19 protein-coding genes are annotated in these 25,568 nt (G+C 41.9%); 9 read left to right on the forward strand and 10 right to left on the reverse strand.

The window, feature by feature from the left end; all coding sequences use genetic code 11:
* Positions 1 to 23 precede the first annotated feature (23 nt).
* On the forward strand, positions 24 to 2,768 hold the full coding sequence (glnE, locus tag ACRCA4_RS05545) for a bifunctional [glutamate--ammonia ligase]-adenylyl-L-tyrosine phosphorylase/[glutamate--ammonia-ligase] adenylyltransferase (protein WP_433185333.1): 2,745 nt from the start codon (positions 24 to 26) through the stop codon (positions 2,766 to 2,768).
* A 22-nt stretch (positions 2,769 to 2,790) separates the two neighbouring features.
* On the opposite strand, the gene ACRCA4_RS05550 is transcribed toward glnE, so the two are convergent.
* The 3 genes from ACRCA4_RS05550 to tolC form a co-directional block, all read right to left on the reverse strand.
* Entirely contained in the window at positions 2,791 to 3,387 is a 597-nt protein-coding gene (locus tag ACRCA4_RS05550; protein WP_433185336.1) for a TcpQ domain-containing protein, read from the reverse strand.
* A gap of 56 nt (positions 3,388 to 3,443) precedes the next feature.
* The gene (gene lpxL, locus ACRCA4_RS05555) at positions 3,444 to 4,370 is read right to left on the reverse strand and encodes an LpxL/LpxP family Kdo(2)-lipid IV(A) lauroyl/palmitoleoyl acyltransferase (protein ID WP_433185339.1); all 927 of its coding nucleotides are present in this window, start codon (positions 4,368 to 4,370) and stop codon (positions 3,444 to 3,446) included.
* A 123-nt stretch (positions 4,371 to 4,493) separates the two neighbouring features.
* Entirely contained in the window at positions 4,494 to 5,795 is a 1,302-nt protein-coding gene (tolC, locus tag ACRCA4_RS05560; protein WP_433185342.1) for an outer membrane channel protein TolC, read from the reverse strand.
* A gap of 120 nt (positions 5,796 to 5,915) precedes the next feature.
* Here tolC and nudF point away from each other — a divergent pair, with 120 nt between their 5' ends.
* The 8 genes from nudF (at position 5,916) to ACRCA4_RS05600 (ending at position 15,463) form a co-directional block, all read left to right on the forward strand.
* On the forward strand, positions 5,916 to 6,551 hold the full coding sequence (nudF, locus tag ACRCA4_RS05565) for an ADP-ribose diphosphatase (RefSeq protein ID WP_433185345.1): 636 nt from the start codon (positions 5,916 to 5,918) through the stop codon (positions 6,549 to 6,551).
* Between the two features lie 3 nt (positions 6,552 to 6,554).
* Positions 6,555 to 7,328, forward strand: coding sequence for a metallophosphoesterase (locus tag ACRCA4_RS05570; protein ID WP_433185348.1), 774 nt, complete (start codon positions 6,555 to 6,557; stop codon positions 7,326 to 7,328).
* Positions 7,321 to 7,932 carry a YqiA/YcfP family alpha/beta fold hydrolase gene (locus tag ACRCA4_RS05575; RefSeq protein WP_433185350.1) on the forward strand — a complete coding sequence of 204 codons (612 nt, stop codon included), beginning with the start codon at positions 7,321 to 7,323 and terminating at the stop codon, positions 7,930 to 7,932. Before ACRCA4_RS05570 ends, ACRCA4_RS05575 begins: the two co-directional genes overlap by 8 nt.
* 75 nt (positions 7,933 to 8,007) lie before the next feature.
* Positions 8,008 to 9,900 carry a DNA topoisomerase IV subunit B gene (gene parE / locus ACRCA4_RS05580; RefSeq protein ID WP_433186003.1) on the forward strand — a complete coding sequence of 631 codons (1,893 nt, stop codon included), beginning with the start codon at positions 8,008 to 8,010 and terminating at the stop codon, positions 9,898 to 9,900.
* A 133-nt stretch (positions 9,901 to 10,033) separates the two neighbouring features.
* Positions 10,034 to 12,304 carry a DNA topoisomerase IV subunit A gene (parC, locus tag ACRCA4_RS05585; protein ID WP_433185353.1) on the forward strand — a complete coding sequence of 757 codons (2,271 nt, stop codon included), beginning with the start codon at positions 10,034 to 10,036 and terminating at the stop codon, positions 12,302 to 12,304.
* 66 nt (positions 12,305 to 12,370) lie between these two features.
* Positions 12,371 to 13,117 carry a 1-acylglycerol-3-phosphate O-acyltransferase gene (locus ACRCA4_RS05590; protein WP_433185356.1) on the forward strand — a complete coding sequence of 249 codons (747 nt, stop codon included), beginning with the start codon at positions 12,371 to 12,373 and terminating at the stop codon, positions 13,115 to 13,117.
* 4 nt (positions 13,118 to 13,121) lie between these two features.
* Positions 13,122 to 13,499 (forward strand): ribonuclease E inhibitor RraB, encoded by a 378-nt coding sequence (rraB, locus tag ACRCA4_RS05595; protein WP_433185359.1) that lies wholly within the window; start codon positions 13,122 to 13,124, stop codon positions 13,497 to 13,499.
* 293 nt (positions 13,500 to 13,792) lie between these two features.
* Entirely contained in the window at positions 13,793 to 15,463 is a 1,671-nt protein-coding gene (locus ACRCA4_RS05600; protein ID WP_433185361.1) for a diguanylate cyclase domain-containing protein, read from the forward strand.
* Between the two features lie 85 nt (positions 15,464 to 15,548).
* On the opposite strand, the gene ACRCA4_RS05605 is transcribed toward ACRCA4_RS05600, so the two are convergent.
* The 7 genes from ACRCA4_RS05605 to pepA all read right to left on the reverse strand — a co-directional run bounded on the left by ACRCA4_RS05605 (position 15,549) and on the right by pepA (position 25,495).
* Positions 15,549 to 17,294, reverse strand: a complete 1,746-nt coding sequence (locus ACRCA4_RS05605) for a TIGR03545 family protein (protein WP_433185364.1) — start codon at positions 17,292 to 17,294, stop codon at positions 15,549 to 15,551.
* A 10-nt stretch (positions 17,295 to 17,304) separates the two neighbouring features.
* The gene (locus ACRCA4_RS05610; protein WP_433185367.1) at positions 17,305 to 17,796 is read right to left on the reverse strand and encodes a TIGR03546 family protein; all 492 of its coding nucleotides are present in this window, start codon (positions 17,794 to 17,796) and stop codon (positions 17,305 to 17,307) included.
* An 88-nt stretch (positions 17,797 to 17,884) separates the two neighbouring features.
* A complete protein-coding gene (locus tag ACRCA4_RS05615) occupies positions 17,885 to 18,745 on the reverse strand; it encodes a DMT family transporter (RefSeq protein ID WP_433185369.1) in 861 nt (286 codons plus the stop codon).
* 113 nt (positions 18,746 to 18,858) lie between these two features.
* Positions 18,859 to 20,325, reverse strand: a complete 1,467-nt coding sequence (locus ACRCA4_RS05620; RefSeq protein WP_433185372.1) for a Na+/H+ antiporter NhaC family protein — start codon at positions 20,323 to 20,325, stop codon at positions 18,859 to 18,861.
* 338 nt (positions 20,326 to 20,663) lie between these two features.
* Entirely contained in the window at positions 20,664 to 23,525 is a 2,862-nt protein-coding gene (locus ACRCA4_RS05625; RefSeq protein WP_433185374.1) for a valine--tRNA ligase, read from the reverse strand.
* 15 nt (positions 23,526 to 23,540) lie between these two features.
* The gene (locus ACRCA4_RS05630; protein ID WP_433185377.1) at positions 23,541 to 23,987 is read right to left on the reverse strand and encodes a DNA polymerase III subunit chi; all 447 of its coding nucleotides are present in this window, start codon (positions 23,985 to 23,987) and stop codon (positions 23,541 to 23,543) included.
* On the reverse strand, positions 23,987 to 25,495 hold the full coding sequence (pepA, locus tag ACRCA4_RS05635; RefSeq protein ID WP_433185379.1) for a leucyl aminopeptidase: 1,509 nt from the start codon (positions 25,493 to 25,495) through the stop codon (positions 23,987 to 23,989). The genes ACRCA4_RS05630 and pepA overlap by 1 nt, the downstream gene beginning before the upstream one ends.
* Positions 25,496 to 25,568 lie beyond the last annotated feature (73 nt).

Here is a 25,568-nt window from a genome sequence, read left to right on the forward strand (position 1 = left end):
AGTAGTTAATGATGGATAATATTATGCAATCGCTTTCGGCTGATGCCTTAGGGCGCTTAAAAAAGTTAATCTCTGCCAGTCAATTTATTGATAACACCATAGCGCAGCAAGCCGATTTAGTTGCCATTTATACTGATCCTGACGCACTGCAGCGTTATATTTCGCAGTGTACTAAACCCATTATTTTAAATTCAGAAGACGAAAGCGCGGTATTTACGCAATTACGTCAGCACCGTAATGCCATGCTTTGTGCCATTTTATCGGCCGATATTTTACAGCTGCAAAGCGTTGCTGACAGTTTAGTTCGGGTGTCGGAGCTGGCCGATAACTTAATTACTACTGCTTATCATTGGGCTTATCAGCAACTTGCCTTGCAGTGGGGAACTCCACAAGATAAAAACGGTAATGCACTGCCTTTGCTGATATTAGGCATGGGCAAACTAGGCGGTAAAGAGCTTAATTTTTCTTCTGATATTGATCTTATTTTTACCTACCCATGCCATGGCGAAACTGCTGGCGCTAGGCGCAGCATTGAAAACCAACAGTTTTTTACTAAGCTTGGCCAAAAGCTGATTGCCGCTTTACATCAAGTTACCGCAGACGGTTTTGTTTATCGGGTAGATATGCGGTTGCGCCCCTTTGGCGATAGCGGTCCTTTAGTGCTGAGTTTTGCGGCCATGGAAGATTATTATCAAGAACAAGGCCGAGAATGGGAACGTTATGCCATGCTAAAAGCACGGGTAATAAACCTTGATTCTCATTACAGCAGTGAATTACAAAAACTACTGCGGCCTTTTATTTATCGGCGCTATATCGATTTTTCTGCAATAGAATCACTTCGGCGTATGAAACAGCAAATTGAGCAAGAAAACCGGCGGTTAAACCGAACTAATAATATTAAGTTAGGTGTTGGTGGTATTAGAGAAGTTGAGTTTGTGGTGCAAACGCTACAGTTAATTCGTGGTGGTAGGATACCAGTATTACAGCAAACCTCTTTATTAAAAGCTTTAGTCGCCTTGGTTAATGAAGACATCATATCAGCGCAAGAAGCGGCAGAGCTAAAAACAGATTATTTATTACTGCGTAAAATAGAGCAGGCGCTACAAGGAATAAATGATCAACAAACCCAAACCTTACCGGATGATCAAGCTACGCAGCAGCAATTGCTGCTATCGGTTTCTATAGCGACTTGGTCAGAGCTGATGAGCGCAGTAACGAGTGCAATGCATCGTATTCATCAGCACTTTTTGCAGGTGATTGATATTGAAGAAGATGTTGAAGAACAAGATACAACCTTAGGTCGCTTATTATGGGATAGCGATCAAGATATTGATGAACTTGCAGTGTTAATTGATTGGTTAGATTTAGAGCAGGCCAAGCAAGTCATCAGTATATTGCACCAATTTAAACAAGACTGTCAAAAGCGCAGTCTAGGGGTACGAGGTAGGCAATATCTGGCTAAACTGATGCCACACCTGTTGTTTATGCTACAACAGCAAGCTTCAGCGCCGGTAGTGTTAGAGCAGGTTTTAGTGGTATTCAAGCAAATAGTCACCCGAACAGCCTATTTAGAGTTGTTATATGAAAACTTGGCGGCACTGCAGCAGCTAGTTACCTTATGCACTGAAAGTGGTTGGTTGGCTCGGCATTTATCGCGTTTCCCAATGCTATTAGACGAGCTGATAAACCCCAAAGAATTATATCAGCTATCAACTAAGGCCGATTACGCTGATAGGTTACGTCAGCATCTGTTACGGGTGGCAACGGATGATCTTGAGTTATTAATGGAAACCTTAAGGCAATACAAGCAAGTGCAGCAGCTACGTATTGCCGCCGCGGATATTCGCGGTGTTTTGCCTTTAATGCAAGTAAGCGATCATTTAACTTGGTTGGCGGAAGTTATATTAGAACAAGTAATTGATATTGCTTGGTTACAAATGGCAGAGCGTTATGGCGAGCCGGCAGGCTTTACTGCAGAAGATAAAGGCTTAGCCGTTATTGCTTATGGCAAACTTGGCGGTATTGAGCTTGGTTATGGCTCTGATTTAGATGTGGTTTTTGTTCATCAATGTGATAGCCAAGCTGGTACCAATGGCAAACGACAAATTGATTCGAGACAATTTTATCTTAAGCTAGTACAGCGAATTCTGCACTTATGTACTACAAGAACCAATAGCGGCGTATTATATGAAGTAGATACGCGCCTAAGGCCATCTGGTAATTCAGGGCTACTCGCTATTCACATTGATACTTATGGTGAATATTTACAGCAAGAAGCATGGACTTGGGAGCATCAAGCTTTAGTTAGAGCCAGAGTAGTCTATTCTAGTGGTGATTTAACTAATAAATTTGAAAAAATACGTCAGAAAATTCTCACTTTACCGCGCGATATTAAGCAGTTAGCTGAAGATGTCCAGCAAATGCGGCAAAAGCTACGCCAGCATCACCAAGCTGAAGTAATGGATATGAAACACAGCGCTGGTGGTATCGTTGATCTAGAGTTTATTAGCCAATATTTAGTGCTAGCTTATGCTGAGCGCTATCCTCAGTTATATCAGTATAGTGATAATATTCGTATTTTAGATGCGGTTGCAGACGTTGGCTTATTACCGCCAACACAAGTAGGGGTGTTACAGCAAGCTTATCAACTTTTGCGGGGGGTCGGGCATCGGCAAACGTTAATGCCAGCTACTTTGCCTTTAGTTGATGCTGCAGAGCAAGCACAGCAGCAAGTTAGCGAAATTTGGCAGCAGCTATTTAAGCAATAAAAAGCGGCGTTTAGTGGTTAGCCTATTCTGCTGGTAGTGAAATGACGTCTTGTTTAATAGCAATACAATGTTGTTGTATATAATCATTTTGTTTATCAGTGATAACCGCAGCCCGTTCTTGAGGACAAAAGTAAGCTTGAACGCCTAAAGAAAAGTCTGGTGATATGGCTTGGCTAATCTGATACACAGTGCCAATAAAGCTGGTATCGGTTTGAAAGTAATGCTTAACGACATAGTCGCGGGGCAGGGTCCAATATAATTGGATACCTTGTTGCATGGCATAACCAGATAACAGGGTTTTTACCGTTTCTCCTTCGCGAAACCGCCGATCGGTAACTTGACCGCGCCAATTTGCCTCTAAGGGGGTTACTGCTGTTGCACGTTGCTGTAACTGTGAAGTTAAGTCTTTACTGGTATCGGGCAGGGTTAGCTTAAACTTTGACAGTTTATCTGCACCATCAGCGATAGAACCGCGAATACTGCTGTAAAATTTACTTAGGCCTTCAGCGGCTTGGTTTGTCCTACTAGAGAGATCAACAAGATCAGGTCGCACTAATAGAATATAGCCCGCGCTACCTAATATTAGTAACAGTAAAATATTTCGGATCCAAAACCACATTTATCACCCCTTTTATGATCACTTTTATTATGACTAGAAACCGATATATTTCGTGATCACTTATATAATGAAGCATCCTCGGGGTTAGGTCGAGTTTTAAAACGCCTGTGTAACCACATATATTGCTCTGGGTTTTGCTTGACTACTTGCTCTACCCATTGATTAACGCGGGTCACATCCGCCTTATCATCAGCAGAAGGAAATGAGTCCAAAGCTGGCAAAATGCGCACTTCATAGCCTTGGTTGTTAGCTAATCGGCTAGGCAGCACTGGGATTACAGCGCAATTGGCTGCGTTAGCAAATAATAAGGTTCCGGTGGTTGTTGCTGCTTCTTGTACGGCGAAAAAGGGCACAAATTCTGCCCGTTTACGACCATAATCTTGATCAGGTAAGTAAAAGCACACTTCACCTTGGTCTAAAGCGGCAATTAATCCCTTAACATCACGCTTACCAATCATATATTTGTTGGCTCGGTTACGACCATGGTACTGCAAATAGTCGATAAGCAAATTATTGTTAGGACGATAGAAACCAACACTGGGGTGGGTTAAACCAAATACACGACAAGCAGCCTCTAAATGTAACACATGAGGAGCTAATAATAAGACGCCCTTACCTTGATCAAGTGCGGCTTGGATATGTTCATAGCCATAAAAGTGAGATAAGTTACGAATGCGCCAATTAGGCCACCACCAGCCAATAACCGTATCAAATAGTGCCCGGCCTGTTTCAATAAAGTTTTGCCGCACCAAGCGTTGTTGCTCGGCTTCTGGCATATCAGGAAAACATAACTCTATATTACGCAAGGCAACTTTTCGTCTAGACTTTAAAACTTTAAATAGCAGTTTACCAAAGCCTGCACCGAGCCACATCAGTACTGAATAAGGCAACCAACTGATCAGCCATAAAAGACCCGCCCCTAACCAGAGCAGCCAATATTTAGGATGTAAAAAGTGCCAACTAAATTGAGGGGCATTAACCACAGCATGACCTCAGTAATAAATAATGCAGTATTGTAACTAAAAAATGGCAGGACAACAGACTAAATTGGTACGAGCTCCACTAATAAGCTGTATTGCTCTAGTGAAGCTCGCATTTATAGCAGATTACTCAGAGATAAGAGCTTGGTTTACCGCTAATAAGTCTTGCTCTGATAAATTACCGGCAGCTTGTTTTAATTTCATCATAGACAAAATATAAGTATAACGAGCCTTAGCTAAATTACGTTTGGCTTCAAATAGATTACGTGTACTTAATAATACATCTACAATAGTACGAGTACCAACTTCAAAGCCTGCTTCAGTGGCATTTAATGCGCTTTGAGCTGAAACCACGGCCTGCTCTAAAGCGCGAATTGAAGAAATTTGCGCATTAACCCCATTGTAAGAGCTGCGTACCTGACGGATAACCGCACGGTGGTTTAACTCTAAGGTTTGGCTAACTTCAACATAGTTCGATTGCGCTACAGCAACACCCGCTTCAACGCCACCACCACTATAAATTGGCACCGCTAAGTTGATCCCGATTGAGCTATCGTCTGCACGATCAAATCCTGAAACCTTAGTAACGCCTAGTTGAGCGGTTAAATTTAAGCTTGGATAATGGCCAGCTTTGGCTAAATCGATATCTTGCTCAGCAATATCTAATAATACTCTTTGGCTTTTTAATACCAGATTATTATCTTGAGCCAAACTTACCCAATCTTGCACTTTTTCAGGGCTAGGTTGACCTGTTGAAAACTTGTCAGTGTTAAGTTGAGCTAAGTCTTGGTGATATTGTCCGGTGATTTCACGTAAAAATTCACGGGCATTTTCTAGCTCATTTTGAGCAATGATTTCACGGGCTACAGCACTGTCATATTGAGCTTGTGCTTCGTGAACATCCGTAATTGCGGTTAAGCCGACCGCAAAACGTTGTTTAGTTTGTTCTAATTGGCGTTCAATTGAACGCTTTTCTGCTTCAGCAAAGCCTAAATCATCTTTAGCACTTAAGGCATCAAAATAAGCATTAGTAACTCGGACCAACAAATTTTGTACTTCACTGTCGTAAGCTGTTTGTACTTGTAACGCAACTTTTTCTGCACGCGCTAGCTTGCCCCAGTTGGACCAGTCAAATAAGCTTTGCCTTAACGTAATATCGGCAGTTAAAGCGTTAGGGCCATCAAAACCAAAGCCATCGTTATCGCTACGACCATAGCCTGCGCTTCCTGTAACGTTAGGTAATAATACTGCACGAGAAACATCAATACCCGCAGCAGCGCGATCGCGCGAAGCGGCTGCTCGTAATACAGTAGGATCTTTTTGAGTAGCTAACTGATAAATATCTTGTAAGTCGTCAGCGGCATAGCTGTGCCAGCTAAGTAAGCCTATAGTTGTAGCAAAAAAGCTGCTTAATAAGGTTTGTTTCATGTTTGCCAATTCCTAGCCAGATAAATGGAGACTGCACAAATGATACCCTTTTACGGTAAACTAAGTAATCATTAAAGAGTAAAGTTACATCTAAGAGTGTAACAGAATGTGAGTGCTTTTATGTCAACTTATAATGCGGCACAGTATCCGTCATTTAGTGATAAAGATCTGGAAATACTCGATAAAACCACGGTTTTTCAAGGTTTCTTTCGTATTGAACAATATACTTTGCGTCATCGCTTGTTTTCTGGCGGCTGGAGTGGACCAATTCAGCGTGAAATATTTGAACGCGGTCATGCTGCTGCAATATTACCTTACAATCCTATAACCGATGAAGTGGTGCTGATTGAGCAAATTCGGGTTGGTGCTGCCGCGTCTAGCCCAAGCCCTTGGCTATTAGAAATTATCGCCGGTATGATTGACACTGATGAAACTGCCGAGCAAGTTGCTATTCGTGAGGCTGCAGAAGAAGCGGGTCTGGTCATTAATGAACTAATGCCGATGCTAAATTATTTATCTAGCCCGGGGGGGACAACTGAGCGGATCCAGCTTTATGTTGGCAGACTAACTTCCCCAGTTGAGTCTGGTATTTATGGATTAAGCCAAGAGCATGAAGATATTAAAGTGCATGTTATGTCGAGACCGGAGGCATTGAAGTTATTAGCCGAGCAAAAGATAGACAATGCGGCAACGGTAATTGCGTTACAATGGCTGGCGCTGAATTTAACTAAAGTTCAGCAAGCTTGGGAAGAGTGATTAATGCCGTATATTTTTCCGTCACAGCACCAGTATCGTTTGGTGCAAATATCAGACTGTCATTTATTGGCGTCGCCTGATGATTATTATCAAGGTATTCAACCGGCCAAACATTTACAAGCTATTGTCGATGAGCTCACTCTGGCCGAGCCTGATGGCATTATTTTAACCGGAGACTTAGTACAGCAAGCTAGTGCTTTGGCGTATCAGTTACTGGCTGATATTATGGCACCGTTAAGTTGCCCGATATTTTGTTTACCGGGGAATCACGATGATCTAGCGCAACTGGCTTTATTAACCCAACAGCCTCCTTTTCAGCCGGCGATGAATTTAAATTTAAATAATTGGCAGTTGTTATTGCTCAATACCAAAGGGCCAACCCCTAGTGGTGTTTTCCCGCAAGCACAGCAACAGTGGTTACAGCAACAGCTAAGGCAAAGTGAGGCCAGTGATTGCTGGCTGTTTTGTCATCATCATCCAAGACCTTTGGGCCACTCTATTGATACACATGGTCAAGAAGATGCCGATATCTTATGGCAGCATATAGCGGCAGAGCCCAGAATACGAGGCATTGCTCATGGCCATAGTCATTATGCATATAGTGCCCGTTTTGGTATGGTTAATATTGTTGGTTGTCCTGCTAGCTCAGTGCAATTTTTACCAACGTTAGAATGGCAAACTAACGATCAGGGCCCACAGTGGTGCGAGTGGATTTTTAGTACTGATCACGCGGTACAGTGGCAGTTTAAAACGTTAAGTAGGAAAGGTAATGAATAAAGTAGTGGTCTATTTGCATGGTTTTGCCAGTTCATCGCAGTCAGAGAAAGCGCAACTTACTACAGAATATTTTGCGACTTATTACCCAACTGTAGATTTTACCGCCTTAGATTTACCTTATGATCCTATAGCCGCATTGGCTGTAATTAAAACACATTTACAACAAAGGGAAATAGGTTGTACAGCTGCTGACAAAGCCGTAAATAATGATCGCTTAGTGATGATAGGTAGCTCTTTAGGTGGATTTCTAGCAACGTGTATTGTTGAGCAATATGGCGGCTGCGCTTGTTTAATTAATCCTGCTGTTGCACCTCATACCATATTGGCTAACCATTTAGGTGAGTATTTTCACCCGGTACTACAACAGTTTTATCAGGTAACAGAATCACATATGGCTAGCTTACAGCAGCTTATGCCCAAAAACTTACAACATCCAGAAAATTATCTGGTGTTATTGCAAACCGGTGATGAAGTGTTAGATTACCGTTTAGCACTAGATTATTATCAAGGGGCATTAATTTATGTCCGCGAAGGCGGTAATCATAGTTATATTGATTATCAGCAACAATTAAGCACGCTTACTGAATTTTGCCAACTTAACTAGCGCGTTGCTAATTTATACTGTTCTTTATTGTTACAGTGTAATACGCGCAGAGGTTTTCTGCTAATGACTGAGAATATGACTTCACAAATATATAATGCTGATTCAATAGAGGTATTAACAGGACTAGAGCCGGTAAAGCGCCGCCCTGGTATGTATACCGATACCACCCGACCTAATCACTTAGCTCAAGAAGTTATCGACAACAGTGTAGATGAAGCCTTAGCTGGCCATGCCGATAAACTACAGATTATTCTTTATGCTGATCAATCATTAGAAGTGATAGACAACGGCCGTGGCATGCCTGTTGATATTCACCCAGAAGAAGGCGTGAGTGGCGTAGAGCTGATTTTTTGCCGTCTGCATGCTGGGGGTAAGTTCTCTAATAAAAACTATCAGTTCTCAGGTGGTTTACATGGTGTGGGTATTTCTGTTGTTAATGCGCTATCTAGCCGCGTTGATGTTACTGTGCGTCGTGAAGGTAATATCTATGAAATGGCCTTTGAACATGGCGAAAAGGTATCTGAATTAGCTATTACTGGTACTGTAGGTAAGCGTAATACCGGTACTCGGGTACGTTTTTGGCCAACGGCGTCTTATTTTGATTCTGCAAAGTTTTCTATCAGTCGTTTATTGCATGTATTAAAAGCTAAAGCCGTATTATGCCCAGGTTTAACGGTAAGCTTTGATGATCAAGTTAATAAGCAAAAATACGAATGGTGCTATGAAGCCGGTATTGAAGATTATCTAACCGAAGCGGTACAAGGTTATGTTTGTTTGCCTGAAACGCCTTTTGTTGGCAAGTTTGCCGGGAATAATGAAGCAGTTGAATGGGCGCTACTTTGGTTACCTGAGGGGGGGGAATTAGTTACTGAAAGTTATGTGAATTTAATCCCCACGCCTCAAGGTGGAACTCATGTTAATGGTTTACGCCAAGGGCTTTTAGAAGCGTTACGCGAGTTTTGTGAGTTTAGAAACTTATTGCCACGCGGCATTAAATTATCGGCAGATGATATATGGGATCGTTGTGGTTATATTTTATCAACCAAGATGCAAGATCCACAGTTTGCCGGCCAAACTAAAGAGCGCCTATCTTCCCGGCAGTCGGTCGCCTTTGTCAGCGGTGTTGTTAAAGATGCCTTTAGTTTATGGCTAAATGAACATACGACTATTGCTGAGCAACTGGCTGAATTTTGTATTAATAATGCCCAGAAACGTTTAAAAGCGGCGAAAAAAGTGGTCAGGAAAAAAGTGACTTCTGGCCCCGCTTTACCAGGTAAGTTAGCTGACTGCTCTGCGCAAGATCTTAAGCAAACCGAATTATTTTTAGTCGAGGGTGACTCTGCTGGTGGTAGTGCAAAACAAGCGCGAGATCGTGAGTTTCAGGCGGTAATGCCACTGCGGGGTAAAATACTTAATACATGGGAAGTTGAGTCAGGGCAAATTCTTGCTTCACAAGAGGTGCATGATATTTCGGTTGCTATAGGTATTGATCCTGACAGTGAAGATTTATCCGCATTACGCTATGGCAAAATTTGTATTCTTGCTGATGCTGACTCCGATGGTTTGCATATCGCGACCTTGCTCTGTGCATTATTTATGCGTCATTTTAAAACGTTGGTTGCAGCGGGTCATGTTTATGTGGCGATGCCACCGCTATATCGTATTGATATTGGTAAGGATGTTTATTATGCCTTAGATGAAGCTGAAAAAGATGGCGTACTTGACCGAATTGAAGCTGAGAAAAAACGTGGCAAAGTAAACGTACAACGCTTTAAAGGCTTAGGTGAAATGAACCCATTGCAATTGCGTGAAACGACTATGGATCCGAATACACGTAGGTTAGTGCAATTAACTATTGATAATCATGAAGAAACATTTGAGTTAATGGATATGTTACTTGCCAAAAAACGCGCTTCAGATAGACGAGCTTGGTTAGAGCAAAAAGGGGATAAAGCCGTAGTCGCTTAGTTAATATTACTCAGCCGCGGCAGAGCCTAATTAGTCTGTTACCACAATATAAATAATATTAAGTCTGCTATTAAAGCAGCTTAATCGGTGCCAATCTTGGCAATAGATACCGATAAGAACAGTAGGAACAAGCATGACAGATACGGTAATTTCTCATGATGGCGTTGAACAACTGGCGTTAAGGCGTTTTACAGAAGACGCCTATTTGAATTATTCAATGTACGTGATTATGGACCGCGCTTTACCGCATATTGGCGATGGTTTAAAGCCAGTGCAAAGGCGTATTATTTATGCGATGTCAGAGCTAGGCCTATCTCATTTAGCCAAATATAAGAAGTCGGCAAGGACAGTGGGTGATGTACTAGGTAAGTTTCATCCTCATGGTGACTCGGCCTGTTATGAAGCTATGGTATTAATGGCGCAGCCTTTTTCCTATCGTTACCCTTTAGTTGATGGCCAAGGCAACTGGGGGGCGCCGGATGATCCTAAGTCTTTTGCTGCCATGCGTTATACCGAATCTAAGCTATCACGTTTTGCTGAAGTATTATTATCTGAGCTAGGAGCCGGTACAACCGACTGGTTGCCAAATTTTGATGGCACTATGGAAGAGCCTAAGGTGTTGCCAGCACGATTACCGCATATTTTACTTAATGGTATCACAGGTATCGCTGTGGGTATGGCAACGGATATACCGCCGCATAATGCCCGTGAAGTCGCTAAGGCTTGTGCGCTATTGCTAGATAAGCCTAAAAGCACAGTGGCAGATTTAATGCAATTCGTTCAAGGCCCAGATTACCCGACTGATGCAGAAATTATTAGCCCAAGCCATGAGTTAGCCGCTATTTATGAAAACGGCCGTGGCAGCGTAAAAATGCGTGCCCTGTATCAAGTAGAAGAGGGTGATATTGTTATCACGGCATTGCCGCATCAAACCTCTGGCTCTAAAGTATTAGAGCAAATAGCTGCTCAAATGCAGGCAAAAAAATTACCTATGGTGACAGACTTACGAGATGAGTCTGATCATGAAAGCCCAACACGGATTGTGATAGTACCGCGTTCTAACCGTGTTGATCTTGAACAATTAATGCAGCACTTATTTGCCACGACAGATTTAGAGAAAAGCTACCGAGTTAATTTAAATATTTTAGGCTTAGATCAACGGCCAAGGGTTAAAAACTTAGTTGAAATTTTAACCGAATGGTTAGTATTCCGCCGTGATACGGTACGTCGCCGTTTACAGCACCGCTTAGACAAAGTGCTAGACAGGCTGCATGTATTAGAAGGTTTATTAATTGCCTTTTTAAATATAGATGAAGTTATTCGCATAGTACGCAGCTACGATAAGCCTAAACCAGAATTGATGGCGGCGTTTGCCATTACGGATCGCCAAGCTGAAGCCATACTGGAATTAAAACTTCGTCAATTAGCTAAGTTAGAAGAAATTAAAATACGTGCTGAACTTGATGAATTAAGTAAAGAGCGAGATAAACTTGAAGCGATATTAGGCTCAGAGAAAAAGTTAACTAAGTTAATTCGTGATGAGCTATTAGCCGATGCTGAAAAATATGGTGATGAGCGGCGCAGCCCTATAGTGGTTCGTGAAGAAGCCAAAGCTTTAAGCGAAAAAGAATTACTGCCTAGTGAACCTGTGACTATTGTTTTATCAGAAAAAGGTTGGGTACGCTGTGCTAAAGGTCATGATGTTGATGGCAATGCACTAAGTTATCGAGCCGGTGATGGCTTTAAAGCTATGGCTAGCGGCCGCTCTAATCAACAAGTGGTGTTTTTAGACTCTTCAGGGCGCAGCTTTGCAACCGAAGCTCATGATTTACCATCAGCCAGAGGACAAGGTGAGCCATTAAGCGGTCGCTTCGGCATTGTCGCCGGCGAAAGCTTTGAGCAGGTATTAATGGCTGAAGACAAACAAGCCATGCTGCTGGCTTCTGATGCCGGTTATGGTTTTATTGCTGAATTTGCCGATTTACTCAGCCGCAATAAAGCGGGTAAAGCGGTATTAAGCTTGCCTAAAGGGGCAAAAGTATTAGCACCTATTGTAGTAAAGCAGCCAGAAACAGATTTAGTTTTATCTATTTCAAACGAAGGCAGAATGCTGGTTTTCCCTGTGGCGGACTTACCTAAGCTAAGTAAAGGTAAAGGCAATAAAATTATGTCTATTCCCACAGCACGCGCGGCTAGTCGCGAAGAGTTTGTCTGCCAGTTAGCAATAGTCCCTGTAGACGGCAGCGTGACACTTATCGCCGGTAAGCGTAAACTGACATTAAAGCCTGATGATTTACAACATTATTATGGTGAACGAGGACGCCGAGGTAATAAGCTGCCAAGAGGCTTACAACGAATTGATGCTGTGCAGTTAAATAGTGAAACAAGCAGCGCAGAAAGTTAAATCTCGTTATACTAGGCGCCTTAATTGGCGCCTTGAGTACCAGTTGTTGTAGCCATGGAGAATAGAGTGATAGCGGTTTTACGAATAATTTTATTAATTTTGTTTTTTGTTTTTAGCACCATAGCAGGTTTGCTAATTTGTTTAGTTCGCCCCTTCCATGCCGATAACGTTCGTATTTTTTCGCATTGGTATGGCAGTGTAGCAAAAATATTAGGCATTGAAGTTGAGCTGCGTGGCGTTGAGCATATTGATAACACTAGACCTTATGTTTATGTGGCTAATCATCAAAATAATTTAGATTTATTTACCATTAGTAATGCGGTGCAGCCAAGAACCGTTACTTTAGGCAAAAAAAGCTTAAAATATGTGCCTTTTTTTGGCCAACTGTATTGGCTTAGCGGTAATATTTTAATTGATCGTACCAATAGAGCCCGTGCTTTATCTACTATGCTTGCCGCGGCCCAGCGAATTAGCCGTGAGAATATTTCAGTATGGATGTTTCCTGAAGGCACCCGCAGTTATGGCAGAGGTTTACTGCCTTTTAAGGTGGGCGCTTTTCATATTGCCTTAGAAGCAAAAGTGCCCTTAATGCCCGTATGTATGAGTACGACACATAATCAGTTTAAGTTAAACCGCTGGAATAACGGCAAAGTAATTATTCAAATATTAGCGCCGATAAATTTACCTGAAACTAAACCCAATATTCGTCAGGTATCTGAGAACTTACATAAAACAATGGCAGAGCAGATTGCGATGCTTGATACCGAACTGAGCAAAGATTACACTGCGCAAAATATAACGGCTAAAGAGTAGAGCTATGGAAGACTGGCAAGAATTTACTGAAGAAACAATTAACGCATTATTAGAAGATGGCAGTGATCCTGATGCTGAATACACAATAGAGCATCACTTTTATGATCAAGACTTTGCTAAGTTAGAAAAACTAGCCGTGGCTTTATTTAAGCTAGGCTATGAAGTAACCGATGCTGAAGAAGTTGAATTTGAAGATGGCGAAAGTGCTTGGGTTTTCGATGCTATTCGTGAGCAGTCTTTGGTAACAGAAACTATTGTTGCTGATGCAATAAAACTTGAAGCCTTAGCAAAGAAATATCATGTTGAATATGATGGTTGGGGCACTTACTTTGAAGGTGATGATGACGACTTTATTGACGATGAAGAAGTAACAAGTCACTAATAATAGCGCTTTAATAGTTTGTTGATAAAAGCCAGTTGTGTTTCGCAACTGGCTTTTTTGTTTAAGCTTTGCTTAAACAAAGGGTAATAAGGTATTGCAGTGAGTCTAGCATGCAGCTTCAGACGTTAGCTTTATTTTAAGCATTCAGAGAAAAATAATAAAAAAGTGTTGCTGTACGCTACCTTTGCTTAGACATAGTGTTATTCTTTAACTACAGACGTTAAATTGACCGGCTTATGATAAGCAGTTAATAAGTAATTAATAAGCAAAAGAGTCAATAGCAAAGGTAAAGTATGAAACATTCACAGGAAGAGGGGCAGAGGCGGCGCAGTGTTTTTGCATCGTATTGTTTAAAATACTTTTTCTTCATAATGGCTATTTTAAGTTTGCTGGTTGCTGCTGGGCTATTATGGCCAGAGCAAGCCTTAGAGTCTGGCTTTTCTTGGTTAATTTTTTATCCCTTAGTTATTATTGTTGCCCTTTATTTTGGTTTTTATGCTGGTTTATTTATTACGGCAGTAGCCTGTGTCAGCATTATTTTCTTATGGCCTGCCCTGCTAAATCATCCTTATATTGAAAATAGCCTAGATCTATTTAAATTAGCCATTTTTGTTATCACTTCTAGCTTTATCTCTTACTATGCTGAAGCTGTGCAGAAGATGGCTAAAGCACTTAAACAAACTAAACGACAAACTGCTATTAGCGACCACAATGAACAGTTTATTAAATCTATTATTGATAACACGCCTAATATGATGGGTTATTGGGATAAAGATTTACGTTGTCGCTATGCCAATAAAGCCTATAGTCAATGGTTTGCTATGCCCGCAGAGCAAATTATAGGTTTAACATTTCAAGAGCTGGCTGGCGATAAACTCTTTAATTTAAACGAGCCGCATATTCGCAAGGTGTTAGCAGGTGAGCCACAGTGCTTTGAGCGTAAACTGCAAAAAGCAGATGGTAGTACGGGTCATATAATAGGCCACTATATTCCTGATTTTGCCAGCGATGGTAGTGTTCGTGGTTTTTTTATTCAATCTAACGAAGTTACCCTGCTTAAAGAAACTGAAGCAAAGTTAAAGCTAGCAGCTTGTGTGTTTGATAATACCTTAGATGGCGTTGTGATTACCGATGCTAATGGCATTATTCTTTCGGTTAATCCGGCTTTTACTGAAATTACCGGTTTTTCCGCTCAAGAGGTAATAGGTAAGATGCCTAGAATATTGCAATCTAACCGTCAAGAGACGATAACCTATGAGATGATTTGGTATGAGCTTATTAATGCCGGTTGTTGGCAGGGGGAAGTATGGAATCAGCGTAAAGATGGCGAGATTTATTTACAACGCTTAAATATTAGCATGGTGCCTGATAGGACCGGTGAGCCTGTGCGGTATGTTTCTGTATTTAGCGATATTACTGAGCTTAGACGTAAAGATGATCATATAAAACACTTAGCCTTTCATGATGCCTTAACTGACTTACCTAATAGAACCTTACTAATGGATAGAATTAAACAAAAACTGCTAAGCGCAAGCCGAGAGCAATGTAAGTTGGCAGTGATGTTTCTTGATCTTGATGGTTTTAAGCAAGTTAATGATACACAGGGCCATAAAGTGGGAGATGCTTTACTAAAAGAAGTGGCATTAAGGCTTATGCAGCTGGTTAGGCAGTCAGACACTATAGCCAGAGTCGGTGGCGATGAGTTTGTTTTTGTTCTTAATAATCCGCAAGATAATAAAGATATAACGGACGTGGCTAACCGTATTATTACGGCAATTAATCAACCCTTTACTATACAACAGGGCACTTTTTATATAGGTGTATCTATTGGTGTTTCTTTATTTCCAGAGCACGGCGCGACAGCGGGCGAGTTAATTAGCAATGCAGATAAGGCCATGTATATTGCTAAAAGCACGGGTAAAAATAAGCTGAGCTTTTTTCAACAAACTGAGCTTGAGCAATAGACCATTATCGTTTGCTATGAGTTGGATCTCGCTAACGATAATGGCCAAGTTGCCGTGTAATAGGGCGTAAGACTAACTTTATAAATTAATCGTTACCGCCCAATTTTCCTTTTAACTTATCGGTAAGTTTATCCTTTAACTTATCTTTTGCTTGGTCTTTAACACTGCCTAGCTTGGCTGACAACAACTCTTCAATACTGCCACTCGCTTGCTCTGTAGTATCAAATTGCTGGCTTAATAATGCGGCCCAGTCTTGTTGACCGGCTAAGCCGCTTTCTAACTGACTATCTATTTTAGCTTTTAAGTCTGCCTGCAATGCTGCCACCTTTTGTTTTGCTTCACCTAGTAAAGCATCACCTAGCACTTTATCTAAAGAAGAGCGGATACTCACGTCTGGCTGGCTGATTAAACCGCTGGCATCAATAGTTAAAGGAATACTCGATTGCTGATTTAAAATACCGGCTAACTGCTGGAGGTATTTATTGCCAATGCTATTAAAGTTAGCTTGATCTAAGGCTAGGCTAGCATGCTGCATTATTTGCTGATCGGTAAGCTTAATATTACCGGTTGAACTAACTAAACTGCTAGCTAAGGCTAAGACGTTTTCACCTTGGCCAAATAGTAAATCTTCAACTTGTAGGCTATCTAGCTGCCAATTAAGGTTGGTAATCATTTGCTCTAAAATAGCAAAGTCACCGTTAAGATTAATTCGTTTTAACTGGGGTAAATTAGTGGCATCTAAAGCAAACTTAGTGGCCTTATCAATAATACGGTGTTGAGTTGTTATATCCTGTAGTGACATAGCAACATTACCGCCGCCGATAAGCCAATTAATTTCAGCTTTCTTTACCCAAAAATCAGGATAAGGTTGGCTAGGTAATGGTAATATTCTATTGGGTAACGTAACGGTATCTTCAGCGTCAGATTTTGCTGGCAGATAAGGCTTAGCTAATTGATATAGACTATTTAATTGACTTAACCTAGCCGTAAGCTCCGGCCCAAGTAAAATTTGGCTGATACCGGCTAAGCCGCCGTCAGATAAATTGGCCAATTGTTGTGCTTTTTGCCAGTCGGCTTGGCTGGCTTGTTGCAGCTCTGCAACCGCAACTTGTAACTTATCTTTACTTTGCTGTAATTGCTCTGCTGCCAGCTTTATACGTTCTTTTTCCGCTAATAATTGCTCTTTAAGCTGGTTTAATTGGCTAGTTTTTGTCGCTAAATCTTCGGCGGTTTCAATTTTACTTTCGGTTAGCGCTTTAATATCGGCTTGATATTTAGCCAGAATTTCTTTATTCGGTAATTGCTGAGGCAGGCTTTTAAGTGCTTCTTGTTCAGTTGCCGCTAACTGTTGTAATGCTTGAGCCTTAGCTGGGCTTTTTAGGTCAGCTCGTGCTAATAATTCATCAGCTGAAGGTAATTCTGACTTTAATAAATCGGCCAGTGAGGTTTGTTCGCCATCGGTATTAGGTAAGCGATAGACTTCTCCCGTTTTAGCTCTTTTAGTGCCGTAGGCTGCGTCAGTGATTTCTAGATCATTTATTACATAATAGCCTAGCATAGCCGGCCAAACCTCTAAGGCTGCTTCTGCATAACTAAAACTAAAGCTGTTATAGTCAGGTGCCGCAGGATCGGTAAGCTGTAACTGGTGAACTTTTACTGCTAAGGGAGCAAGTTGCACTGCAACCTTGTCTATATTGACTTCAGCGCCGGTTGCTTTTTCTAAGCTATAGATCATGCCTAGGCGCAGCGCTGGGCCAATGAATAAGTAAATTAATGCTAACAACAGGGCGCTAACACTAATAAAAATAAGCCATCCAGATTTACGGATCATTATGCGCTCCTTAGTTTAATTTTTGATAAAGAGAGAAAAAACTACTGGCTTTGAGCATCTGGGTAATTTTTAATTTTTCAATTTTGCTCATAACACGAACCCGATATTGTTTTACTAATAAACTACTTAACCAAGCAATGGGCAATAACAAGCAAAGACCTAGAATAAAACTGCCTAAAGTTAATGTGTGGTGCAGGTGGAGTAACTGCAAGGTTTCAGTTTGGGCTAATAGGGTGAGTAGGCTTTCGTTTTGTGCCAATTGCCAAGTTAGGCTTTCTAACGGTTCGGCAAAAAGCAGCATCAAGCCTTTTGTTAATCCCCAGATAACAAAGAAAATAGATAAATTAACGGTAAATAGACAAACAACGAGCAGAATAATAAAGGTTAATAAACCAAGAGGTAAAATGCCAATAAATAAGCCTAAAGCCACAGCCCAGCCTATTTGCCAAGTTGAGGTTTGAGAATTAAGCGCTTTTAGAATTTTTGCCAATAACGTCAACATGATGCATCCCTAATGTTGAAAAAATTACTTAGTTAAGAGTACCAGTCTCTGAGCTATTTGTCAGGGCAATGTCTGAGTAAATACACGGCTATACCAGTAATAGGCCTATGCCGATTAAGGCTAATAGGGTCCAGCGCCAACTGCCTTTAGGTATTAACTCACCGCTTAGTTTGGTAATAACTAAAGAGATAATTACACTGGTTGCCAGTAAGGTTTGCACAACAGCAGCTTTAGTGTAGCTAAAGGCGAGCATCTGTAAATACAGCGATGCGGTAGTGCCTATCATAGTTGCGACAAATAATACGAGCCAAGGCTGGATTGAGCCTGACGCTATTGGCAGCCAGCGACTGCGTTTGGTACACATAATAGTGATAATAAGTAGCATGCCTCCTATAAGTCGCCAACTACTGCCACTAATGGCATCTATCTGGCTATTAATTAAAACGTCGCGGCTAATTACCGCGCCGATAGCCTGACAAAGAGCCGCAAGCGCAGCAAAGCTTACGCCACTTAATTGCAGGACTTTAGCGCCAGGTTGTAAGCGTAAAACGGCATCTACGGCAAATAAGATAACCGCTATGGCTAGCCATTGCTGGGCACTTAGCCATTCTTGTAACCACGCTATTGCGAATAAGGCCGTTAGAATAGGGGCTAAGGTTTCAGCAATAAGCAAAGAAAGACGATCGCCAATTTTAGTTAAAGCCAAAAAGAAGCAGGTATCGCCAATGCCTATGCCAATAGCACCGCTGAGTAGTAACCAGAGAATATGTTGATAAGAAGCGCTGCTGTCTGTATAGAAAAGACTTAACGGTAATAGCACCATGAGGCTAAGTAGGCCTTTCCAGAAGTTCAAACTTAAGGCCGCAAAATGGTCACCAAGCTTTCGATAAAGGCGTGCGGCTATCGCCCAGCATAGCGCAGTTGTTAATGCAGCTAAAATTCCTAGCATAGTGTCCTATAAAATAAAGGCGTTAGGGGTAAGCTAACGCCTGAGTTATTTATCATATTGCAGAGTTACTTATCGTTACTTATCCTAATTTTGGCTAGGTTAAGTGGCAAGGTTTAGGCAATAAGTAAAAAGCCAACAAAGGCCAAACTGGCAGCAATTAAGGCATAAGGTAGCTGAGTAATGGCATGTGATACTAAATTACAACCTGAGCCTTGCGCTGCTAATACGGTTGAATCACTATAAAAACAGGCCTGACTACCAAATGAACTAGCCGACATTAAAGCCCCAATAATTAATGGAACATTGGCATCTACTGCATAAGCTAAAGGCATAACTATTGGGATACTTACCGCAAAAATACCCCAGCTAGAGCCTGTTGCAAAAGCCAGTAGCGCCATAGCCAAAAATACCACTGCTGGTAGTAATTGTGCTGTCATATAAGGTGCTAAGTTATTTATTACATATTGTGGCAACATTAATTTGTCACACACATCTTTAAAAATAAAAGCAGCAATAACAGTGCCGATTGCCGGTAACATGGTTTTAAAACCATTCATCATGGTTTCCATCATATCAGCCAAAGGCATTAAACGTTGCAGCGCATAAAAGGGCAACGTAATTAATAAGGTAACAATTAAGCCTTTCCATACGTCAAGATCAAACACGATAGTGAAAAGAACCAGCATTACCATGGGAATTAAAAAGTTATACAATTTGCCCTTAGTTTGAGCGTCATCAAACTCCTCTTCAAAGGCTTTAACCGCATACTCATCTGGGGCTGTACTTTCTGGATGACTATCGGCAAACGAAACTTTGTCTTGCGGACCTTGTTGAGCAGCTAACTCGGCTTTTTTCATAGGGCCAAAGGCAGGAATAACGCCAATAATAACTAAGAATACAACTAACAAAGCTAACCACGCATACAACATATAGGGAATAGCCTGCATATAAACCTTAACGCCCTGGCCAACAGCCGCAACATTATTGTCTTCTAATAAGCCGCCAAAAAAGATAGCCCAGGTTGAAAGTGGTACTAAGACGCAAACAGGGGCTGCGGTTGAGTCAACTACATAGGCCAACATCTCACGTGACACTTTATATTTATCGGTGACCCGCTTCATGGTTTCGCCCACACTAAGGGCGTTAAGGTAGTCGTCAACAAAAATAACTAAACCTAAGATAAAGGTCATAAATAAAGATGACTTTTTACCTGTGGCAAAACGTTGGGCTTTTTTACCAAAAGCTAAAGCGCCACCGGTATGGACTAATAAACCTATTAAGGCGCCAAAACCACCGCAAACTAAAATAAGCCAGCCAATGGTTTCATTTTGCATAACGTTTAATGACGTATCGGCAAAGTTACCTAAAGCATCTTTAGGCGAATAGAGTAACAATCCGGCTGTTGCACCTACGATTAACGCTAAGATTGGCCGCTTTAACCAAATAGCGAGTGCTAACACAACTAAGGGTGGGATTAAACTCAGTGCGGTTGGAGTCACTGCGGCCGTTGCAGCCGCAGTCGCGGCAGGTTCGGTTAGGCTCTCAACTAAATTTTCAACTAAGCTATCTGCTGACATCATTTATATTACTCTTCGGTTTTCCGATGAACCGGAATAAGGTTAATTGAACCGCTGCAGCAGATATGCCAATCCAACGGTACGCTTTGCTTGTGTCAGTTGGCGGCAATGTCTTAATTTATAAGACCAAACCATTAGCTGAATAGTCTGATTGGACTATACAAGCAGTATCTCAGCAATGTTTTTTGCCATGCTGAAATATCGCGCAATAATAGCAAAACAATTTGAATTAACAACCGTAATATGCCGCTTAGAAATAGTCAATTGGCTTAGTTTTTAATATAAAAAGGCCAAGTGAATTACTTGGCCTTAATTTAGCGCTTTTGTTAGATTTTGTTGTATTACAAGGTAGCAATCTCAGCTTGTTGTTGCTGTAGTTTCACTACTGCTTGCTCTAACTCGGCTTTTTTAGCTTGCTCTTTAGCGAGAACGGCTTCAGGTGCTTTAGCGACAAAGCCTGCATTATTTAGCTTACCGGAAACACGTGCTAAATCTTGCTGAGTTTTTTCTAGTTGCTTGGCGATCCGAGCTAATTCAGCTTCTTTATCTATTAAACCGGCCATAGGGATTAATAAATCCATACTACCAATAGATTGTATAGCACTAGCTGGCGCTTCGTCATTGGCAGCAAGAGTATTTATGCTGTCTAGCTTAGCCAAGTTCTGTAAGAAGTTTTGGTTTTCGCTTAAACGACGTTGCTCATTGTCGTTTAAATTACGCAGTAAAATATTTAAGCCTTTACTCGGGGCTATGTTCATTTCGCCGCGGATATTGCGAATAGCCGTAATAACGGCTTTTAACCATTCTAAGTCTGCGGTGGCAGTTTCGTTGATTAAAGCGCTGTTATGCTCTGGGTAAGGCTGCAACATAATGCTGTCTGCTTCAATACCCGCTATTGGCTTAACAGATTGCCAGATGGTCTCAGTAATATACGGCATAATAGGGTGCATTAAGCGCAATAAGCTTTCTAATACAGTAATTAAGGTATGACGAGTACCACGCTGCTCGGCTTCTGTGCCTTTAAATAACACCGGCTTAGTTAGCTCTAAATACCAATCACAGAACTGATTCCAGGTAAACTCATATAAAGTTGAAGCCGCTAAATCAAAGCGATAGCTGTCGAAATACTGGCGAACCTGAGTAACGGTTTGTTGATACTGAGCTAGGATCCATGTATCTGCTAAAGATAATTGGCGTTGCTCGGCGCTGTCGTTAAAACCGCAGTCTTTATCTTCGGTATGCATTAATACATAGCGGCTGGCATTCCATAACTTATTACAGAAATTACGATAGCCCTCTAGGCGTTTCATATCCCAGTTAATATCACGACCAGTTGAAGCTAAAGCGGCTAAGGTAAAGCGCACCGCATCAGTACCGCTGGCATTAATGCCTTCTGGGAATTGATCTTTAGTGGCTTTAGTGATTTTTTCAGCCATTTTGGGCTGCATCATATTACTAGTGCGTTTAGCCAGTAAGTCATCTAAGCCAATGCCGTCAATCATATCTAGCGGATCAATAACATTACCTTTAGATTTTGACATCTTTTCGCCATTTTCATCACGGATAAGGCCGGTAACATAAACGGTTTTAAAGGGCACTTGCGGTTTGCCGTTTTCATCTTTAATAAAGTGCATGGTCATCATGATCATGCGGGCAACCCAGAAGAAGATAATATCAAAACCGGTTACTAAGACATCGGTAGGGTGAAAAGTACGTAGTTCTTCGGTATCTTCAGGCCAGCCTAAGGTTGAGAAAGTCCAAAGCGCAGAGCTAAACCAGGTATCAAGAACGTCATCGTCTTGGCGTAAGCTAATGTCATTGGCTAAATTGTATTTAGCGCGTACTTCTGCTTCATCACGGCCAACATAGACTTTACCGTCATTGTCATACCATGCAGGAATGCGGTGGCCCCACCAAAGTTGCCGCGAAATACACCAGTCTTGGATATCGCGCATCCAGCTGTAATACATGTTTTCGTATTGCTTAGGCACAAATTCAATTTGGCCTGTTTCAACCGCCTCTGTTGCTGTTTTAGCTAGAGGTGCAACCCGAACATACCATTGGTCGGTGAGTAACGGCTCAATAACAACGCCACTGCGATCACCATAAGGCACCTTTAAACTGTGATCATCAATTTTCTCTAATAAGCCGGCTTGTTCAAAGGCGGCAACAATGGCTTTACGCGCTGCAAAGCGTTCCATACCGGCAAAGTCGGCTGGTAATTCACTAGGCAAATCATGATTTAAGCTACCGTCGATATTATAGATTTCAGCATTAGCTAAAATCATGGCGTCATGAGACAAAATATTAAATAGCGGCAGCTGATGACGTTTGCCCATTTCATAGTCATTAAAGTCATGGGCGGGAGTAATTTTAACGCAGCCAGTACCAAATTCCTTATCAACGTATCTATCGGCAATAATAGGGATACGTCTGTTAACTAAAGGCAATTGAATAAACTTGCCTACTAAGGCTTGGTAACGCTCGTCATCTGGGTCAACCGCAACAGCACTGTCGCCTAACATGGTTTCAGGTCGGGTAGTGGCTACGACTAAATAGTCTTTGCCATCTGCAGTTTTAGCGCCACCGGCTAATGGATAGCGTAAATACCACAAGTGGCCTTTTTGCTCTTTATTTTCAACTTCCAGATCAGAAATCGCTGTGTGTAATTTTGGATCCCAGTTAACTAAGCGTTTACCACGGTAAATTAAGTCGTCTTCATATAAGCGAACAAAAACTTCCTGCACCGCGGCAGATAAACCTTCGTCCATAGTGAAGCGCTCGCGAGTCCAATCTACTGAGTTGCCTAAGCGGCGCATTTGGTCTGAAATAGTGCCGCCAGATTCTTCTTTCCATTGCCAAATTTTATCAATAAAAGCATCACGGCCAAGCTGATGGCGATTAGGTGAGTTTTCAGCTGCTAATTTGCGCTCTACAACCATTTGGGTGGCAATACCGGCATGGTCGCTACCGACTTGCCATAAGGTATTCTTTCCTTGCATACGCTGATAACGAGTTAAGGCATCCATAATAGTTTGTTGAAAAGCATGGCCCATATGCAAGCTGCCAGTGACGTTTGGCGGTGGGATCATAATGCAGTAATTGCCGTTACTCTGATCACCTGAAGGCTGAAAATAGCCCTTGGCTTCCCATGCGTTATACATGGCTTGTTCAATTTCGCTAGGATTAAAGGTTTTTTCCATGATAGTACCTGTTTGTCAGTCGATCGTTATCGTGCTTGGAGTGATACCGCGCTGACGATATTGCTTGTATCGCTCCCGCGCTTGAGCTTTTAACTGCTCTTGCGTAGGAACGAATTCGATAATTTGTTTAAAGCGCTGTGCAAAGTCGGGCACATGCTCGGTTAAATTAATTAAAACCGGGCGATTTTGTTTTGGCGCTTGCCAGCCTATTTCAACGGCTGCACCGTAACTTGGGCCTTCACCGCTTAAGTTGTGCGGCACAAAGCGTTCAGCATCAAATTGCCATAATTGTTGATCAAAGGCTTCGGCTTGAGCTTGGTCGGCAGTATAAACGAAAACACGCTGCTTTGTCCGGTACAGATCAGCACAAAGTTGGCAGGCTAAAGCAAAATGAGCTGGCGTAGGGCTCAGCTCATTTTGTTCGCTAGGCGAAGCAGTTAAAACGTAAAAAGTAACTGCCATTAACTTTCCTGTTGTTGGTTAACGCGGTTAATTAAAAACTGAGTTAACATAGGAACAGGACGGCCCGTTGCGCCTTTGTCTTTACCGCCACTGCGCCAAGCTGTGCCGGCAATATCTAAATGAGCCCAGTTATATTTACGGGTAAAGCGCGACAAGAAACAAGCTGCGGTAATAGTACCAGCGGCACGGCCGCCTAAGTTACTAAAGTCAGCAAAAGGACTTTCTAGCTGATCTTGGTAATCGTCCCATAAGGGTAAGCGCCAAGCACGATCGCCACTTTGATCTGAAGCATTTAAAATTTCGTGTGCTAAAGGGTTATGGTTACTTAATAAGCCTGTCGCATGTTTACCTAAAGCAATAACACAAGCACCGGTTAAGGTAGCCACATCAATAACGAGCTCAGGATCAAAACGCTCAACATAGGTTAAGGCGTCACATAAGACTAAGCGGCCTTCGGCATCGGTATTTAATACTTCAACGGTTTGCCCAGACATAGTGGTTAAAATATCGCCTGGTCGATAGGCATTGGCATCAGGCATATTTTCTGCTGCAGCAAGCACTACGATAAGATTAATTGGCAGTTCAAGCTCTAACACAGCGCGTATAGTGCCAAGTACTGAAGCGGCGCCACACATATCGTATTTCATTTCATCCATGGCTTCGCCAGGTTTAATACTAATACCGCCTGAGTCGAAGGTTAATCCTTTACCCACTAACACCACTGGGGCTGAGTCATTATCAGCACCACGATAATTAATTACTGACATCCGTGGACCATTAACAGAGCCACGGCCTACCGCTAAATAAGAATGCATACCTAGCTTGTCTAGTTCTTCTGGGCCTAAAACCTCAACACTGACTTTACTTGATAGCTGACATAACGCTTGGGCTTGTTCGGCTAAGTATTGTGGCGTACAAATGTTTGGCGGCATATTGCTGACATCTTTGCTTAACTTAGTGCCAGCGGCAATACCTAAACCATGCTCAACAGCTTTTTCACCAATAGGCAGATCACGGCGGGTGGGCACATTAAATACCATTTTGCGCAATGGTCGACGGGTTTCGTCTTTTTTACTTTTTAGCTGATCGAAAACATATAGGCTATCTTGCGTAGTTTCTACTGCTTGGCGAACTTTCCAATAAGTGTCACGACCTTTAACATGAAGTTCGGATAAAAAGCACACCGCTTCCATTGAGCCGGTTTCATTTAAGGTGCTAATTGTTTTTGCGATAATTTGCTTATATTGGCGTTCGTCTAATTCACGCTCTTTGCCGCAGCCAACAAGTAGAACACGCTCGCTTAAGATATTTGGTACATGATGTAATAATAACATCTGGCCCGACTTACCTTCTAAATCGCCGCGGCGTAATAAATTGCTAATATAACCTTCACTAATTTTATCCAGTTGCTCTGCTACTGCAGATAAGCGACGAGGCTCATATACACCAACAACAATACAAGCACTGCGTTGTTTTTCTGGACTGCCGCTTTTTACACTGAACTCCATGCTAACTCCTGATTCTAACAGACGGTATAAACGTCACTTGGTACATTAATAAGCAAATTCTACCGTGAATATA

This window comes from Rheinheimera sp. WS51 (genome assembly GCF_050936095.1).
Lineage (GTDB): Bacteria > Pseudomonadota > Gammaproteobacteria > Enterobacterales > Alteromonadaceae > Alishewanella.